Below are 17,221 nucleotides of genomic sequence, written 5' to 3' on the forward strand. Positions count from 1 at the left end.
GCTATGGGGCAGACACGCGTCGGGCACGATCGGGACGTGCAAGATATGCGAGCACCGAGTGACGGAAGTTCTCTTCGGGGACGCCACTTCCTGTTGCTGCAAGGGCCGTTCGGGCCATTCTACCTGCGCCTCGCTCGGGAGCTGACGGCGTATCACGCCGATGTCACCAAGGTCATTCACAACGGTGCCGACGAATGGGGCTGGTCGCGCTCGTTCCCCGCTGTCCGTTTCCGCGACAAGGTCGAGAAATGGGGCGAATGGCTCGCCGAGCTGATCGAGGAGCGCGGCATTACCGATGTCATCATGCACTCGGACTGCCAGCTTTATCACCGCATCGCGGTGGACGTGGCGCGATCACTTGGTGTGAGGATTTATGTCACCGAGCAGGGCTATCTCCGCCCGCACTGGATCACGTTCGAGCGCGGCGGCGTGAATGCCAACTCGTCTCTGTTCTCCGAATTCGAGAACATCAAGACGTTCCCCGCGCTCTTCGCTTCGCGCAGGAAGATTGCCACGCCGACGGGCAAGCACACCCGCGCCTATGTGATCCGCACCAGTGTCGCGAACCTCGCGCTCTACTTCCATTGGCTGCAGTTTCCGAACTACTCGAACGCCTTCACCTATGCGCCCTGGCTGCAATGCGTCGGTCATATCCGCCGCTACCTGCGCAACCGTTTCGGTGGCCGGAAGAAGAGCCTCGAACGTCTGCAATCGCTCATGCAGGGTGATGCCCCGTTCTACGTTGCGCTGCTGCAGCGTCCGGGCGACAGCCAGATCTACAACCATTCCCGCTTCGGCAAGCTCGGCGATTTCTGCGATGCGGTCATCGAAAGCTTTGCCCAGCACGCGCCCGCCAATGCCAAGCTGATGTTCAAGGCGCACCCGCTCGACCACGACCTCGACGATCACCGCAAGTGCATCGAGATCGCGGCGAAGAAACACCGTGTCGAGGACCGCGTGGTCTATGTCGATGGCGGCGTGCTCGGCCAGATCCTTCCGCGTGCGGAGGGTGCCATCACCATCAACTCGACCGCTGGCCTGACGTCGGTGGAGATGGGCTGCCCGACCATTTGCCTCGGCCGCGCGCTCTATGACGGAGAGGGGCTGACCCATCAGGGGCCGCTGGACGGGTTCTGGACCAAGCCGCAAAAGCCGGACGCCGACCTCGTTCGCCGCTTCATCGGCTACCTCCTCATCAAGACCCAGATCAACGGCGACTTTTCGACGGACCACGGCATGCGCATGGCGATTGCCGGGATCATCGGTGGCCTGATCTATGAGGCTGCGATCGAGAACAAGGAGGCTGAGGCCCCTGCTGCGATCCCCGCATCTCTTCCTCTCGACGAACAGCGCCGCGCCGCAACGGGCTGAACCGTTCCTTACGCAGAGCGTTCTGCCACGGTCAGGGCACCATAAAGCCCTGCGTCACGCCCCAGGCTTGGAAGCACGATGAGCTGATCTGCAGGTTGGTCCTCGACATAGCCGGTCATCAGTTCCGCGTGCCGGTCCCGGATACGGTCGAGAAGGCCCTCCGCAGCCATCACGCCGCCTCCGAGAATGATCCTTTCGAGCCTGAACAGCAGGACCAGCGCATTGGTCAGCTGGGCAAGGTAGAATGCCGGAATGTCCCAGCGCTCGTCCGATCCCGGAATATCCTTGGGCTCACCGAAGCGCGCCTTGATCGCAGGTGCCGAAGCCATGCCTTCGAGGCAGTCTCCATGGAACGGGCAGGTGCCGGCGAAGTCCGTGTCCTCCGGGTGCCGTTTGACCCTGATATGGCCGAGCTCGGGATGCTTGGGACGGCCTGCAAAGCGATCCTTGGCGCAGATCCCTCCGCCGATACCCGTTCCCACGGTGACATAGGCCGCTGAACTCGTGCCGACCGCGGCGCCCCGGAGCATTTCGGCTTCGAGCGCCGCGTTCACGTCGCTGTCGAGGCGGATCGGTACGCCGAGCGCTGTTGACAGTTTCTGCCTCAGCGGAAAGTTCGACCAGCCGGCCTTCGGGGTCGAGAGGATGGTCCCGTAGTTGCCTGATGCAGGATCCACGTCCACCGGTCCGAAGGCGGCCACGCCCACCGCCGTGACAGAGCCGCCGACCTGAGCCGCCAACCCCCGGATGGCTTCGATCGAACGCTTCACTGTCTCGTCGGGGGTCGTAGTCGGGATGCGGGTATGGGCGAGCAGCGGCCCGCCGGGCTCTGCGATCCCGATCTTGAAAGTGGTGCCGCCTGCGTCGATGCCGGCGAGGACGTCCCTGGTGATCGTGGTCATCTTGGATTTCCCTAGGAAATTCCTAGCACAACGCCGCCCAGAACGACAATCGGCACGCCCGGCTGGATGGCCCTGCAAAACGCTCGACGCTGTGATCCCTCCGCCCTGACCCCCCGCGCCGTCCGGTGCTTCCGCGATGATACCCATAGCGGAGGAGAGACTGGGAAGCTGATTCTTTCCCCGTCTCCGTCAAGCCTGCTGATGCCAGCCCTAGGAATAGGCACCGGCGGAACGGGTCAGTTCGGGCAAGTCACGGATCCGAGAAACGGCTGATGATCACGACCGTTGACGAACGCGGAACAAGAGCCAGATCAGAAGCCGTGGGCGGGGCCGACCCCCCGGATCAGCAGGGGCAGGAGCCCGAGAAGCCACTCCTCACGATAAGTTTGATTCGTGGGTGGGGCGCGGAGCCTAGAGCCCGAGAACGGGCGGGGCTAGCAGACCGCCTGCCTTGCTGGCCGGGAGCGTCTGCTGTCCGGCCTCACTGGTCGCAAGAGGAATTATTACACCCGGCGTAAGGAGCGCTAGACGATGAAAACGAAGTTCGCATTCGAAAATCTTGCTTCGGCCGAACGGGATCGTGCCGAGCGCAAGCTCGCTTCCCTCGTGGATGGACTTTCATCGCGCGAACTGGCGCGCGTACCGGCCGATCTCGTGCGGATGGAAGCCCATTTGGAACGGCGGGGAAACAAGAACCTGTACCGGGCGTCGCTGCGCCTCTCGCTGCCATCGGGCACCCTGTTCGCCGATGAGGAGGCCGCGGAATTGGACCTGGCGCTGAACGAGGCTGCTAAAGAGCTCGAACGTCAGGCGCGCCGTCACATGGAGAAGGTCCGCCGCGAGTATCACTGGCAGCAGACCCGTCGGCGCCAGCGCATGGAAGCGCTTCGCCAGCCGCCTGCCGACGTGCAGGCCCAGGAACGCCGCCAGCTGTTTTTTGACTTGATCGAGCAACATCTCGACCGGGTCTGGACGTACGCCTGGCGCGAGCTGCGCTACCTCGAGGCTTCAGGATCGATCCCTGCCGGCGCGCTGAGTGTCGAGGACGCTATCGATGCTATTCTCGCAGAAGGTGCCAAGCGTTTCGAAGAGCGGCCAACGGAATTCTCCGTGGACGAATGGCTCCTGAAGCTGACCGTCGAGACCTTGGAGGCCGAAGCCCGCCGCGTGGCCCGGACCCTGCCCGCCGATGCCCTTTCGCTCGAAGACGAGGTGCCCGAACCTGCCACCGACCCCACCACAGCGGACGAGGAATTCTACGAGTTCTACCAGCCTGATGACGCTCCGCGGCTGGAGGACGTCGTGCCCTATCCGCAGGCGCATTCTCCCGAGGCGGAGCTGGAAGAACGCGAGGAGGCGCTGGCCGTCCATCGCGCCTTGTCGCAGCTTCCGCAGCGGTGGCGTCACGCCCTTGTCCTTTCCTTCATTGAGGACATGCCTCGCGACCGGGTGGCCTCAATGCTGGGTGTGACCGAGAAAGAACTCGGCGAGATGATCGACCGTGCCCTGACGGTCCTCCGTGCCAAGCTCCTGGATGACCAGGTCGATAGCGAGGCTCTCTCCGACGGGCGGGTGGCCGACCACCTGCGCAACACCCGGCGGATTGTCGTTCATCAGGCGATGCGTCTCCGGCTGGCGCGTGCGCTTGGCATTGAAGCACCAGTATCGACCAACGCCGACTGAAGCTGTCCGGGGCGCGTGCTTCGCGCCCCGGACATTCGCCAGACATCTTGAAAGCTTTCCGATGAAGCGCAGTTTCACCCGCCGCGACGTCGCCTATCTTGTTGTGGCAACCGTTCTGGCCGTGGCTGGCTACGGATTGTTCCGTGCCATGTATTTCGCGGGCGAGCCGTTGCCGTTTGCGCAGGAGATGGTCCTCGTCTTCCTCGGCGCCGTCGCGACGATCTACCTGACAGCGGTTCTCTTGAACCGGCAGACGGAGCTGGAGCTGCGCAAGGAGGGCCGCGTGATCGTCCTGCAGCAGAAGGCCGACACCTATATGGCCTGCATCGAGAAGGTGGCCGAGATCGTCGAGACGGCGAACCACGACCCCCGCCTGATCGATGAGCTGCGGGTGCTGAACCACAAACTGGCCATCGTCGGCAGCGGCGCTGCGGTGCGCCAGTTCTGCGCTGTGCTCGACCGCCTCCTTGAAGGCCTCAAGGATGGTGACATGACCAATGTCGAGGGCGAGTCGGTGATGCAAGCCCTTGCCGATCTGACCGCCGCCATGCGGACCGATATCCTGCAGGAAATTGGCATCGACGGCGAAGGCGACATGCTGGACGCGATCCGCCGGAACTCGCGCCGGATGGAAGCGCTGGACGACCTGGGAGAGAAACCCGGCGGATGATCGACTGGTGGTGTCCGGAGTGCCGTCGCCCAGCAGCGGTCACCGGCCCTTCACGTTTGGATGCCACTCCGCATCCATCCGTACAGCTCCGATAGGGCGAAGGGTGCGGGCACCCCAAGGAGGGGCATCCACCACGCTGGAACTACAAGTCCGCACACAGCCGTACTGCCGACGGCCGGTGGCGTAGAAAGTGGCCGTGGCCGGACGTTTACCAAGTAAATCGGTGCAGCCCTCCATCAGACCCGAGGATCTCAAGATAGCGGGGCAGTGGAACAGGCTTCAGCCATCAGAAACATCAACGCCTAAGTCATGGAAAGAATGGTGCCCCCAGTCCGACTCGAACGAACGACCTACTGATTACAAATCAGTTGCTCTACCAGCTGAGCTATAGGGGCTGTGCCTCTCTGGTGGCGCAGGGCGCGGCGGAAATCAATCGCTCTTTCTCCGGCGCGACGCGAGCGGGGATCCTGTTAACGGATTGCGCGCAACGGTGGTGCGACAAGTGACCGCACATTGAAAAGGGGAAGAACAGATGGCTCCGGTGGAGGGATTCGAACCCCCGACCCAGCGATTAACAGTCGCTTGCTCTACCACTGAGCTACACCGGAATGAGGGCTGCGAATAGCGAAACGACTCGGCCCTGAAAACCCCAAACTTTGCCTATTCCGGGGTTTTTTTGACCCTGAAACCAGAAACGGCCCTGCAGAAGCAGAGCCGTCCCTTGGGGGTATGGTGGGTATGTCTTCCTGGGAGAAGAAGACCCTTTCCTAATGAACCTGTAAGGTTAACGTCGGGTAAAGATATACTTTCCTGTCATTCGGCAGGGTGGCCCGGAGCGCCCTTGATGTCGGGGATGCCTTTGGTCGAGTCGCCTTCGCCGAGCTTCGGCTGGCGCTTGCCCGTCCAGATCCCGCGGAAGAACCGGGCGATGTCTGCACCGACCGCGTACATCGCGGGGACGAAGAACAGCGTCACAAAGAGGGCGAAGGCCACGCCGAAGGCGAGGCTGACGACCACGGGTTTCAGGAACTCGGCATCAAGGCTCCGCTCCAAGAGGATGGGCAGCAGGCCGATGAACGTGGTGACCGAGGTTAGCAGGATCGGGCGGAACCGCACCGTGCCTGCCTCGACGAGAGCTGCGAAGGCTCCGGCTCCCTGCGCCCGGAGGCGGTTCACGTAATCGACCAGCACCAGGTTGTCGTTCACGACCACCCCTGCGGCGGCTGCAATGCCGAAGAAGGAGAAGATCGAGAACTCGATCCCGAAGATCGCGTGCCCGAAGATCGCGCCCATATAGCCGAACGGGATCGCCGACATGATGAGCAGGGGCTGCCAGTAGCTGCCGAAGGCGATCGCCAGCAGCATGTACATCCCGAAGAGGGCCGCAGCCATGGTCACGAGGAAGCCGCTGAAAAACTCGGCCTGTTCCTCGTCGCCGCCGCGGCGGACAATGTCCACGGCAGGGTATTTCGACAGGATACGCGGCACGATTTCGCCGTAGAATTCCTGGCGCAGGGGACCGGCATCGGCGCCTTCGCGGATCCGCGCGAAGATCATCACCGAGCGCTTGCGGTCGGTGCGCCGGATGAAACGAACCGCGGGACCGGTCTCGAACTCGACGACGGAGCTCACCGGGATTTCGCGACCGTCGGGGGTCCGGATCCGGAAGTCGTTGTAAAGACCTTCGAGACTTTCCCGCGTCTCCTTGGGGTAGCGGACCATCACGCGCACGTCCTGGCCATCGCGGGGGAGGCGCTGGACCTCCTCGCCGTAATAGGCCTGACGGAGCTGGCGCGAGACATCCTGGACGCTGACGCCGAAGCGTTCTGCACCCGGACGGAGCTTCAGGCGCAGCTCGTCGAGCGGAGCCTGAAGGTTGTCGCGGACATCGTAGAGGATCGGCACCGAGCGGAGATACTCCTTGATCTCGTCGGCCGCCGCCGCCGCCTGGTCGAGATCATTGGTCTCGATCGCCAGCATGAAGCGATTGGCACCGCCGCCGAAATCACTCTCGAGCGAGATTTCCTGAGCATCGGGGATGGGGCCGATGAGGTCCCGGTAGATGTCGGAAATCTCCGCCATGCTCATGCCCCGCTCATCGGCCGTCGCGAAGACGTTGAAGCCATTGAGGCCACCCGGATATCCGTAGAGCTGGGTGCTCTTGAGAACGTCCTTGCCTGTCCGTTCTTCGAGGACGCGGTCGAGCTCTTCGTTGGCAGCGATGATCTGGTCGTAGACCTGCTGGGTCCGCGTCCACGAGGTTCCTTCCTGCATGGTGATGTTCATCTGCAGGAAATCATTCTCGATCTGTGGGCTGAACTTCAACGGAATCCAGCCCTGCGCTACAAGGGCAACGGATGTCGCGAAGCAGCCGAGGAACAGGACGATGGTGATCGCACGCGCATGGATCGCCAGCTGGACCAGCGGCCTGTAGAAGCGGTCGGCGAACCAAAGCAGGCCATCGGCAAAGCGGCGCTGGAAGCGCAGGATCCCCTTGTCCGATGGCGGCCCGAGATGGGCGAGGTGGGCAGGAAGGATAAGGAAGCTCTCGATCAAGGAGAAGGTCAGCGCAAGGATGACCGTCCATGCGATCGCGGCGAGGAAGGCCTTGAACATCCCGCCAATGAACAGGAACGGCGCGAAAGCGAGCATCGTCGTCAGCACCGCGAAGACCACGGGCTTGATGACAATCTGTGTGCCCATGATGGCGGCATCGACTCCCGTTCGGCCCAATTCCACCTGCCTCGTGATGCTTTCGCCCACGACGAGCGCGTCATCGACCACGATGCCGATCACGAGAAGGAGACCGAACAGCGAGAGCATGTTCAGGCTGACCCCGACCATGGGCATGAAGATGAATGTGCCGACGAAGCTGATCGCGATGCCAACAGCGACCCAGAAGGCCACGACGGGACGCAGGAACAGCATGAGGATGATCAAGACGAGGATGAGGCCCTGGACTGCGTTCTCGCTCACGATCCGCATACGGCCGTCGTAGAATTCTTCGAGCGTGAACAGCAGCTCGAGACGAACGTCTTCAGGCAACTCCGCATTCTTGCGATCGATATAGCTGCGCACTGCACGCATGATCGTCTTGATGTTGGCATTTTCCGGCTGGTTCAGCTCGATGATCATGCCCCGTTGCCCATCGATGCGGAACTTGAAATCGGCATCCGGGAAGCCATCGACCACATTGGCAATATCGCGCACGCGGACGACCGAGCCGTCGAGGTTCTGGCGCACGATGATGTCGCCGAACTCCTGCTCGGTGTCGGCGAGGTTGCGCGAGGCGAGCGGAATATTGCCGCTATCGGTGCGGATTTCGCCCATCGACAGGTTCAACGACGCTCCGCGCACGGCGCGCGCGACCTCATCGAAGGTCAGGCCGTAACGGCGCATCTGCTCTTCGGAGACCTCGATCGAGACTTCTTCGCTCCTCAGGCCCTGCACCTCGACCAACGGGGTGCCGCCGGGGATCGAGGCAAGCTCGTTCCGGATCGTCCGTGCAATGCGGTTCAGCTCCTTGTCGCTGACATCACCGGCGAGCATGATCCACGCCATGTTGTTGCCGAAATTCGTCCGGCGCACGACTGGCGGAAAGCTGTCCTGGGGAAGGTTCGAGACACCGTCGACCCGCGCTTTGACCTCGTTGAGGAAGGCGTCCATGTCGCCGCCTTCCTTCATCTCGACGGTGAGCGAGGCGCTGCCTTCACGGGCCGTCGCGCTCAGCTCCTTGATGTTGTCGAGATTGGCCAGTTCCTCCTCGATGCGGAGGATGATCTGTTCCTCGACATCGGTGGGCGAGGCGCCCGGCCAAGCGACGCTGATGCTGACGGATTCGGGCTGTATCGAGGGCTGGGCCTCTCGGCTTAGGGTGAAGAAGGACAAGGTGCCGATGATCAAGATGAAGATCATCAGCAGGTTGGCGGCGACCCCGTTCCGGGCCCACCAGCTGATCATTCCGTTCACAGATTGGCTCCAGTCTGGCCGGTCGCAGCCGCGGGCGCCGCGCTGGCTTCTTCGTCGGCCTCAGGCTCGGGCGGCTTGCGCGAAGCGCTTTCGCCGTTCTCGTAGAGCGGACGGATCGCATCGCCGACGTTCACGGTGACGGGGCTGACGACGAGAAGGTCGCCTTCGTCGAGACCTTCAGTGACCACGAAGCCTTCACCGGCCTGCGCAACGACGCGGGGGGTCTTCACGACCAGCCGGTCTTCGTCGTCAACGACGAAAACGGTGCCATCTTCCTGCAGCGCGAGGATCGGGATGACCGTCGCCCTCGGGACTTCGGTGCCGTAGATTTCGGCATTGACGAAAAGTCCGAAAGCCAGCGGGAAACCGTCATCCGCACCGGCGCCATAGGGATCTTCGACTTCGACGATCGCCGCGATCTGGCGGGTCGAGCTGTCGATGGCCGCATCGACACGGGCGACATGACCGAACCACTCGCGGGTCTGGCCTGCCACGTCGGCGTAGAGACGCACTCGCGGCCCTTCGCCATCTCCGGCTTCGAACGCGAAGGGCAGGTCGAGCTTGGCAAGATCCGCGTCCGTGAGTGGGAGGCGTACCTGCGCAATGTCAGTCGCGAAGATCTGGCCCAGGGCCTGTCCCGGTGTGACATACTGTCCAACATCGGCGTTCACCGAGCGCACACGCCCGTCGAACGGCGCGCGGATGCGGGTCCGCTGGAGCGCGAGGCGCGCATCGGCAAGGTTGGCTTTCGCCGAAGCAAGTTCTGCACGGGCGGCGGCGAGCTGCGGTTTGCGCAAGGCCAGAAGGGACGGATCATCCGACAGGCTCTCGCCGGAGAGTTCTTCATAGTCGCGGGCGGCGAGGGCGGCCTCTGCCTCCTCGACGGCGAGGCGTTGCTCCGCCTGAGCGACCTGGGCCTGCGCCCGGGTCACCGCGAGACGGTAATCGGCATCTTCGATCGTGACGAGCGTCTCGCCCTTTTCGAAGACACCGCCATTGGCGAAGCTCTCGCTCACGTCCTCGATCCGGCCTGCGATCTGCGCGGAAAGCTGGATCTCGCGGCGTGGCTGTACCTCGCCTTGGGACTTCACCGAGAGATTGAGCGGCCCATAGGTCACCTCCTGCACAAAGGCGATCGGGGCCACCGGCTCCGGAATCTGGGTTTCGACCTCCGGGCGCATGGCGCCCAGGATCGCGATTCCACCGACGAAGAACAGAGCGAGGCCTGCAGCCCCGCCAAGAACAACCAGTTTCCGGATCATAAGACGTCTCCCTGGCTTTGGGCCCCGCTGCGCACGGTGTCCTCAGCCACGGCGAGCTGTCGCTCGCTTTCCAGTAGATAGGGCGCGCCCAGCGCGAGATAGAGGTCGATCCTGTTGGACAGCCTCGCGCGCTTGGCGTCGATGAGTTGTCCTTCGGCCGCGATCCGGCGCTGCTGCGCGTTGATCAGGTCGAAGATGTTGGTGGTGCCGGCAAGGTAGCGACGTTCGGTCAGGTCTTCGGCAGCCTTGGCCTCCTCGAAGGCCAGCTCGAGCGCTTCCTGGCGCGCGGTCAGCAGGTCTTCGGCCGCGATGGCGTCCTCGACCTCGCGCCACGCGGTCAGCGCCGTGGTGGCATAGTCATAAAGAGCGGCACGGGCGTTGGCCTTGGCCGCGCGCTCATTGGCGATCAGCCGGCCGCCCTGGAAGATGGGCTGGGTGAGGTTGCCGACGAGGCGCTTGGAGAGGAGGTCGAAGTCGAACAGGTCCTCGAACTCCGCAACCGTTGATCCTTGGGCGGGGAGGGCGTTTTCCGTCGCCGAAGCCCTGAGGGACAGGGATGGCAGGAACGCCTTGCGCGCTTCGGATACCCTGAGCCCCGAAGCCTTGAGACGACGTTCGGCCGCGACGATATCGGGTCTGCGGGCCAGAAGTTCCTCCGGCGTGCCAAGGCCGAGCGCTCCGGCGCTGGCGGCGATGGCGTTCGGGTCGGGGAGGTCCGCAGCGCTTGCAACCGTGGCAGAGGGATACTGGCCAAGCAGCACTTCGAGACGGCGCTTGGCTTCCAGTTCAGCCTGCTGGCGTGATTTCAGCGTCGCACGCGAGGTGGCGAGGCTCGATCGGGCAAGGCGCAGGTCGAGGCTCGTGGAAATCCCGCGCTCGTAGCGCCGCTCGATGATCCGGAGGTTGACTTCGCCGGTCTCGACATCGCGCTCGGCCAGTTGCCGCTGCAGGGTCGCCGTTGTGACGTCGTAATAGCTCCGCGCCGCATTGCCCGCGAGGGACAGCCGAGCCGCGGCATAGTCGAGCTCCTGCGCCGACGCATCGAGATAGGCCGCCCGCGTGCGGTCGGTCAGCCGGCCCCAGACATCAAGCTCCCAGTCGACGGACACCCCGAGATCGAAGTTGGTCTGGAACTGGTCAGCGAATTGCTGGCCGTTGAAGACCACCGGGCCACCGGAGCGCGAGCCATTGAGTCCCGCACTCAGCGAGGGGAGCATCCCGGCACGCGTCACCCGCGCCTGGTTGCGCGCAGCGAGGACCCGCATGCCGGCCGCCTGGATATCATAGTTCTCGGTCACCGCGCGTTCGACGATCCTGGAGACCTGTGGATCCTGAAGGTCATCGAGCCAGTTGGCCGTTACTGGCGCAGCCGGTTCAGCCGCCGTCACGGACGCCCAACCGTCGAGTTCTGCCTCGATCGGTTCCAGTGCCTGCTTCGGACCCGGTGTCGCGCAACCTGCGACCAAGACTAGGGCGACGGCGCTCTGCCGTAGCCACGCACCCCTCTTCATGGGTGGACTCCTTTTTTCCCCTGCCTCTCTTTATCGATAAACATTGAAAATGTGGAATCCATTTCAAGAAGGAGAGGTGATTTTTTTTCTCAGATTGCCATTCTGGCCCGTGACCGGGCAGGGTGGCGCAACCTGAGGGTGTGGTGCCAGCGTTTATGCACTGCAGGACCACGCAGAGATCGCCGCAGGAGACGTCGCGTCGGGAGAAGAAAGCTGGAGGCGCCACCCGGAATCGAACCGGGGTACACGGATTTGCAATCCGGTATTTTCGGCCCCCTTTTTTCGTCAATCCGCTACGCTGGCGCAGTGAATAACGCAGAGAGAACCTAGTGTGATCACGGATTATCTTCGGATTACGCTACGGACTGGTCATAGAATGTGATCGGGAATTTCTCCGTTGCTGTGTTCATTCCCCTAGCGTAGCGAATACTCCCCACAGCGTAGCCGCCAACCACCACCACCAAGGAAATTCATGGATCGTTACGACGAACTACTCCGAACTCAGATCGCCATCGAAGAGGAATCCCGCGACCTCTCGATAGCCCGGGTGAAGCGGCAGGCCGCTATGGCCGCGTCCCGAGGCGAGGCTGAGAACACCGCCCAAGCCAAGCTGGTCCTATCGGCTGTGATGCAGCCTCTGCCGAGTTCGAGGCTGGTACGAAGCAGGTCTTCGCTCTGTTCGGCGCGCACAACTCGATGCAGTCGTACAACCAGACCTTCAACCGTTCGCCGGGTTCTCCTGGTTGGGGCGGTCACGGTCTTGAACAGCTTCTCGGTTCGACGGCTCTCAGGTCGTTCGGCGTGAATCACCCCGGCAACTGGCCCAACGGTACGATCCTTGGTGCCTTCTCGATGTCCTATCGAGGTCAAGCCGTGGCGCCGTTCGTGGGCGGTTCGACGCACTCTGGCGGTACGGGCTACAACGACCTCAAGAACGCCACTGCGCCTGTCGACGTGCCCGACGCGGTGAAAGACCTGTACGACCTGAAGAACGCTTCGCTGTCGATCATCGCGCAGTTCAACACGTCGATGTCTCTCCCGATGCTGAAGGCCGATGGCACTCCCCATACGCTCGACGCCGGGTACACCGGAGACCCTCTCGGCCAGAGCCTCCAGAAGATCGCTGAGATCATCGCTCGTCAGCCTATCGACGACACCGACCAGCGTATCTACTGTGTCACCCAGAAGGGCTACGACACGCACGGCAACGAGCCAAACATCCTTCCGGGCCTCCTACAAGGCCTGAACGATAACATCGCAGCCTTCATCCGTGACCTTCGTGGTATGCAGGTCCATGACAACACCCTGACCTTCACCATGTCAGACTTCGGTCGTACTCTGAACGTCAACGGCGATGGCTCGGACCACGGCTGGGGCGGTATGGCGATGGTCTTTGGCGGCGGTATCACTGGCGGTAAGATCGTGGGCACCCCTCCCGATCCCGACCCCAATGACCCGTACATCTATGGCGACCGTATGCGGATCGTCCCGACCATCGAGACGGTGCAGTACGCTGCGTTCGTCCTTGGATGGCTCGGACTGAACTCGGGGCAGGTCGACGTGGTTCTACCCAAGCTCAGCGCGATGGGCCTCTCGGCGCTCGCCCTTTAACTCAACCCTACGCTAGCGTAGTGAAGCCCTCCAGGTTTGCCCTGGGGGGCATTTTTTGTGGACCCATGAAGAACACCAAGAAATGCACGGCGTGCGGCCTGGAGAAGTCTCAGGATGACTTCGAGCCGAGACGCCGGAAATGCAAGACGTGTCGCGTCGAGGAACGCAAAGCCAGACGCCTGGAGAAGGCCGTCATAAAGGCCCCTGAGAGCGTCACAGAGAGCGCTCAGGATGAGCAGGTAGGTACAGTCGAATTGGTCTCTGAAGGCCCCTCCACGGGCAATCTCAGGGATTCTACGAGTATGTCGACGGAAGATCGTCTGAAGGGTGATTTCAGGGTCTTCGCCTACGTCATCTGGAAGAGGCTGAACCTCCCAAAGCCTACGGACATTCAGTACGACATCTGCCACTTCCTACAGAACGGCCCGCGTAACATCGCGATCCAAGCGTTCCGTGGTGTCGGCAAGTCGTTCCTGACCGCTGCGTTCGTCCTATGGCTTCTCTGGAAAGACCCGCAGCTCAAGATTCTGATCGTCTCAGCGAACAAGGCGAGGGCAGACAGCTTCTCGACGTTCTTGATGCAACTCATCAACGACGTCCCGATCCTGCGGCACCTCCGCCCCCGGCACGACCAGCGCCAGTCGAAGATCGAGTTCGACGTCGGCCCTGCGACTCCTGACCAGTCACCCTCGGTGAAGTCGGCGGGTATCACCGGGCAGATCACCGGTTCGCGTGCGGACATCATCATTGCCGACGACGTCGAGGTTCCTGGGAACTCCGCGACGGCAGACATGCGCGAGAAGCTCCAAGAGCGCATCAAAGAGTTCTCGGCCATCATCAAGCCGCTGCCGACGACCCGGATCATCTACCTCGGGACTCCACAGACGGAAGACTCGATCTACAACAACCTGTCCCGCGAGGTGTTTACCACACGGATTTGGCCTGCCCGTATTCCCTCAGAGAAGACCGCTGAGGCGTATAACGGGGACTTGGCTCCCATCATCGTCGAGATGATGAAGACGCTCCCAGAGGGCTCTCCTGTGGACCCTGTGCGGTTCGACAGCGAAGACCTGAGGATCAGGGAAGCGGACTACGGCAAGGCGGGCTTCGCGCTCCAGTTCATGCTCAGTACGCGCCTGACCGACGAAGAGCGGTTCCCGCTGAAGGTCAAAGACCTCGTTATCATGGATACCCAGATCGACAAGGCTCCGATCAACGTCAACTGGCTCCCGGACCCCAAGTTCATCGTCAAGGGCCTCCCCGAGTTGGCTATGGCTGGCGACCGGATGTTCCACTTCGCAGGGGCCAGCTCCGAGCAGAAGCCATACGAAGAGAAGATCATGGCTATCGACCCCTCCGGTCGTGGTGCCGACGAGACAGGCTATGCCGTCATCGGGATGCTCTCCGGGTTCATCCATGTTCGGAAATGCGGTGGTTTCCAGGGTGGCTACGACACCGAGACCCTCACTAAGCTCATCCAGATCGCGATGAAGGAGAAGGTCCAGAAGATCATCATCGAGCCTAATTTCGGTGCAGGGATGTTCACGGAGCTTCTCAAAGGTGTCGCTCAGGGAACATACTCTGTGGACATCGAAGAGACCCCGTACAGCCAGACCCAGAAGGAACGCAGGATCATCGACGTGATCGAACCTGTGATGGCTCGGCATAGGCTCGTGGTCGATCCTCAGGTGATCGAGGATGACTGGCAATCCGTCCAGAAGTACGAACCGGAGCGCCGGGTGTCGAAGACGCTCATCCACCAGATGACCCGGATTTGCTACGAGAAGGGCGCTCTGAAGCACGATGACCGCCTCGATGCGCTCGCCCTGGCTATCGCCTACTTCGTCGACCGGATGGACCGGAACGTCGAACAGGAGGTCGTCCGGGAGCAGCAGAAACGTCGGGACGCCGAGATCGACAAGCTGATGAGGCATGTCGGACAACTCAAGGGTAAATCCCGAGGAAAGCATTGGAAACGCTCAAGAAATCGACGCTGATCACTGTCGACACGTATTTGTCCCCACAGCGAAGCAGGAAAGGGGGACTATACTCAGTGCATAACACTGTGTTCTCGATGAACATGTCGACACAGTATCGACACTGAAGCAGTGCAGGAGGGTAGGGGGGACAATGGTAGTCCCCCTACTCTTAGTACAACACCGTGTATATCATCATGTTAACACCGTGTTAACACCGTGTATATCACCGTGTGGAATCGAAGGGTGCCACTCCCAGTGAGCGCAAGGTGTGCTCCCAGTGAGCGCAAGGTGTGCTCCGTGTGAGCGCAAGGTGCCTGCCACCACCAGCCCCCCACCCAGGGAGCGCAAGACATAGGGCCACACCCCGTGTTCTCCCCGAGTGATCCCCGTGCTGACCACCCCCTGCCTCTCCCAGGGGGAAACATAGGGTGGGCACGGAGTGATCCTTGCGTGGGGTCACTGAAATTGGCCGAATATCCCTGAGGGGAATTATGATATGGAGTCGCGGGGTTTCCCCCCTGGCCCCCTCGATCCTCCCGGAGATACACCGTGGTCACATCGTTTGATCACACACCGGGCTAGACCCCTTGTGAACACTGGGTTTTCATCGGATTGAATATCCGAACACACCACACTAGAGCCGTTGCTTTATCGTTATTCGATAAGGTAGCGGCTTTTTTTGCAGGTGTAAGGTAAACCTGACATTTATCGTTTATCAATATCGGATTAGTCCGATGTTTCGTCCATAGCTACTACATATTGTGCCTCACCCCGAGTTATACCCTAAGAACACACAACATATGGTACAGAGACCACACCGAGACCACACCGAGACAGCACCGAGACAGCACCAGGACAGCACCGAGACCACACCGAGACCACACCGAGACCACACCGGGCAGGCACCGAGACCGCACCGAGTTATCGTTATTCGATATGACCTATAGAGCTATATAAAGACACCGGGTGTACAACGGGTACGCCAAGGGAGAGACCTCCAAAGTTTTTTCGGGTCTAGACACCGCAAAAACACTGGGTTTCTACAAAAAAGTTGGCTCCCCTCGAAAAAAGGTGTTGCAATCAGATCAGCGATCCGACATATCAGTTTCACCGGACGGCAACGACGCAAACACAGCGGAGCAGTCAGACGGTCACGGAAGGGGATAGACGCTGGCTTAGCCGCATGTCGCTCTTCTCGCTACCTCAGGGTAGTGGCTCTTTGACAACTTGGATTAGTCAGGATGCGTCTTTTCAGATGGTCCGGCTAATGAGAATGGATCGGTCGACCTGATCGGGGCATCACCCCGCGACGCCACAAGGCGTGAGACAAGGCGACCACCATGATCCTCTTTTGATTACGGCGAACAGAAATCTCGTCCTGCACTCGCCGCCTACCTGTCGGAAGTCTCGGACTCGACTGGTGACTACTATCACGTCCAGTTCAAAGACACCAAGACGCACACGACCCTCACCCCGAGTGAAGTTGCAAGACGCCTCGTCAGCCTCCCCGAGCCGCGTATGTTCGGTCGGATGGACCCGAAAAACGGCTATGTGTTCACGGAGAGATCCCTCGCGAACGCCAAGGCCCACGCTACATACAACGCCTCGATGCTCCCTGAGGAAGTGCTCCCGTCGCACGGTAACGGGATCATCGTCCGCGAAGAGCGCCGCGCAGGTGCCTGGAACTTCCACAACGCGGAGACCGGGGCGTCGTCAATGGACTACTACGAGATCGTCGGTGAGACCGCTCCGCGTCGGTACGCCGCGATGGACTCCTCGGACGGCGAGCTGGTCTCCGATTACCCACAGAGCCTCGATCAAGCCCGAGAAGATGCCGGAGGCTGCTACGACAAGGTCGTCGAGATCGTCACCTACGAGGTCAACTCGGACGGTTCACGCGGCGCTGAACTCCCGGCTATCGCGGCGTAAGCTGACTATCACGTCATGAAGGTCACACTGATCGACCACATGGGGACGGACCTGAGCGTCGTAAATGCCGCTCGGGTCTCGTTCGCCAAGGTCCACGACGAGTTCGACTCCGAGAAGGACACTCGTCTCATCAAGTTCCTTGCACGGAACAACCACTGGACACCCTTCGGCCACACCTCGATCTCGCTCCACGTCAAGGCACCGATCTTCGTCGCCCGACAACTGGCGAAACATCAGGTCGGCCTTACGACTCTGAGGTACCCCGCCTGTTGGAGTCGGTCTATGACGAGGGTGCAACGACCATAGAAGGGGCTGCATACGCGCAGTCTCAGGG

Annotated in this window: 11 protein-coding genes and 2 tRNA genes; 7 read left to right on the top strand and 6 right to left on the bottom strand. The window is 61.5% G+C overall.

Translation table 11 applies throughout. From position 1 onward, the window contains the following. Positions 1-93 precede the first annotated feature (93 nt). The gene (locus tag IE053_RS12260) at positions 94-1,371 is read left to right on the top strand and encodes a capsular biosynthesis protein (protein WP_189576382.1); all 1,278 of its coding nucleotides are present in this window, start codon (positions 94-96) and stop codon (positions 1,369-1,371) included. Between the two features lie 8 nt (positions 1,372-1,379). On the opposite strand, the gene IE053_RS12265 is transcribed toward IE053_RS12260, so the two are convergent. Further along, a complete protein-coding gene (locus IE053_RS12265; RefSeq protein WP_189576383.1) occupies positions 1,380-2,273 on the bottom strand; it encodes an ROK family protein in 894 nt (297 codons plus the stop codon). A gap of 531 nt (positions 2,274-2,804) precedes the next feature. Here IE053_RS12265 and IE053_RS12270 point away from each other — a divergent pair. Further along, positions 2,805-3,956, top strand: coding sequence for a sigma-70 family RNA polymerase sigma factor (locus tag IE053_RS12270; protein WP_189576385.1), 1,152 nt, complete (start codon positions 2,805-2,807; stop codon positions 3,954-3,956). A 61-nt stretch (positions 3,957-4,017) separates the two neighbouring features. Further along, positions 4,018-4,626 carry a hypothetical protein gene (locus IE053_RS12275; protein ID WP_189576387.1) on the top strand — a complete coding sequence of 203 codons (609 nt, stop codon included), beginning with the start codon at positions 4,018-4,020 and terminating at the stop codon, positions 4,624-4,626. 319 nt (positions 4,627-4,945) lie between these two features. Here IE053_RS12275 and IE053_RS12280 read toward each other — a convergent pair. The 5 genes from IE053_RS12280 to IE053_RS12300 form a co-directional block, all read right to left on the bottom strand. Further along, a tRNA-Thr gene (locus IE053_RS12280) sits at positions 4,946-5,021 on the bottom strand. 138 nt (positions 5,022-5,159) lie between these two features. Then, a tRNA-Asn gene (locus tag IE053_RS12285) sits at positions 5,160-5,234 on the bottom strand. Between the two features lie 205 nt (positions 5,235-5,439). Continuing rightward, on the bottom strand, positions 5,440-8,586 hold the full coding sequence (locus tag IE053_RS12290) for an efflux RND transporter permease subunit (protein ID WP_229786242.1): 3,147 nt from the start codon (positions 8,584-8,586) through the stop codon (positions 5,440-5,442). A 5-nt stretch (positions 8,587-8,591) separates the two neighbouring features. Further along, entirely contained in the window at positions 8,592-9,857 is a 1,266-nt protein-coding gene (locus tag IE053_RS12295) for an efflux RND transporter periplasmic adaptor subunit (RefSeq protein ID WP_189576391.1), read from the bottom strand. Next, positions 9,854-11,368, bottom strand: coding sequence for an efflux transporter outer membrane subunit (locus IE053_RS12300; RefSeq protein ID WP_189576393.1), 1,515 nt, complete (start codon positions 11,366-11,368; stop codon positions 9,854-9,856). Before IE053_RS12300 ends, IE053_RS12295 begins: the two co-directional genes overlap by 4 nt. A 696-nt stretch (positions 11,369-12,064) precedes the next feature. Here IE053_RS12300 and IE053_RS12305 point away from each other — a divergent pair. The 4 genes from IE053_RS12305 (at position 12,065) to IE053_RS12320 (ending at position 17,193) form a co-directional block, all read left to right on the top strand. Then, on the top strand, positions 12,065-12,979 hold the full coding sequence (locus tag IE053_RS12305) for a DUF1501 domain-containing protein (RefSeq protein WP_189576395.1): 915 nt from the start codon (positions 12,065-12,067) through the stop codon (positions 12,977-12,979). Positions 12,980-13,281: 302 nt separating this feature from the next. Continuing rightward, complete coding sequence (terL, locus tag IE053_RS12310) at positions 13,282-14,976, top strand: phage terminase large subunit (RefSeq protein ID WP_189576397.1); 1,695 nt, start codon at positions 13,282-13,284, stop codon at positions 14,974-14,976. Positions 14,977-16,488: 1,512 nt separating this feature from the next. Then, positions 16,489-16,887, top strand: coding sequence for a hypothetical protein (locus IE053_RS12315; RefSeq protein WP_189576399.1), 399 nt, complete (start codon positions 16,489-16,491; stop codon positions 16,885-16,887). Between the two features lie 15 nt (positions 16,888-16,902). Continuing rightward, complete coding sequence (locus IE053_RS12320; RefSeq protein ID WP_189576407.1) at positions 16,903-17,193, top strand: FAD-dependent thymidylate synthase; 291 nt, start codon at positions 16,903-16,905, stop codon at positions 17,191-17,193. The last annotated feature ends 28 nt before the right edge of the window (positions 17,194-17,221 follow it).

Origin of the sequence: Parvularcula lutaonensis (assembly GCF_014651915.1) — a bacterium.
In the GTDB taxonomy this organism is placed as follows: domain Bacteria; phylum Pseudomonadota; class Alphaproteobacteria; order Caulobacterales; family Parvularculaceae; genus Parvularcula; species Parvularcula lutaonensis.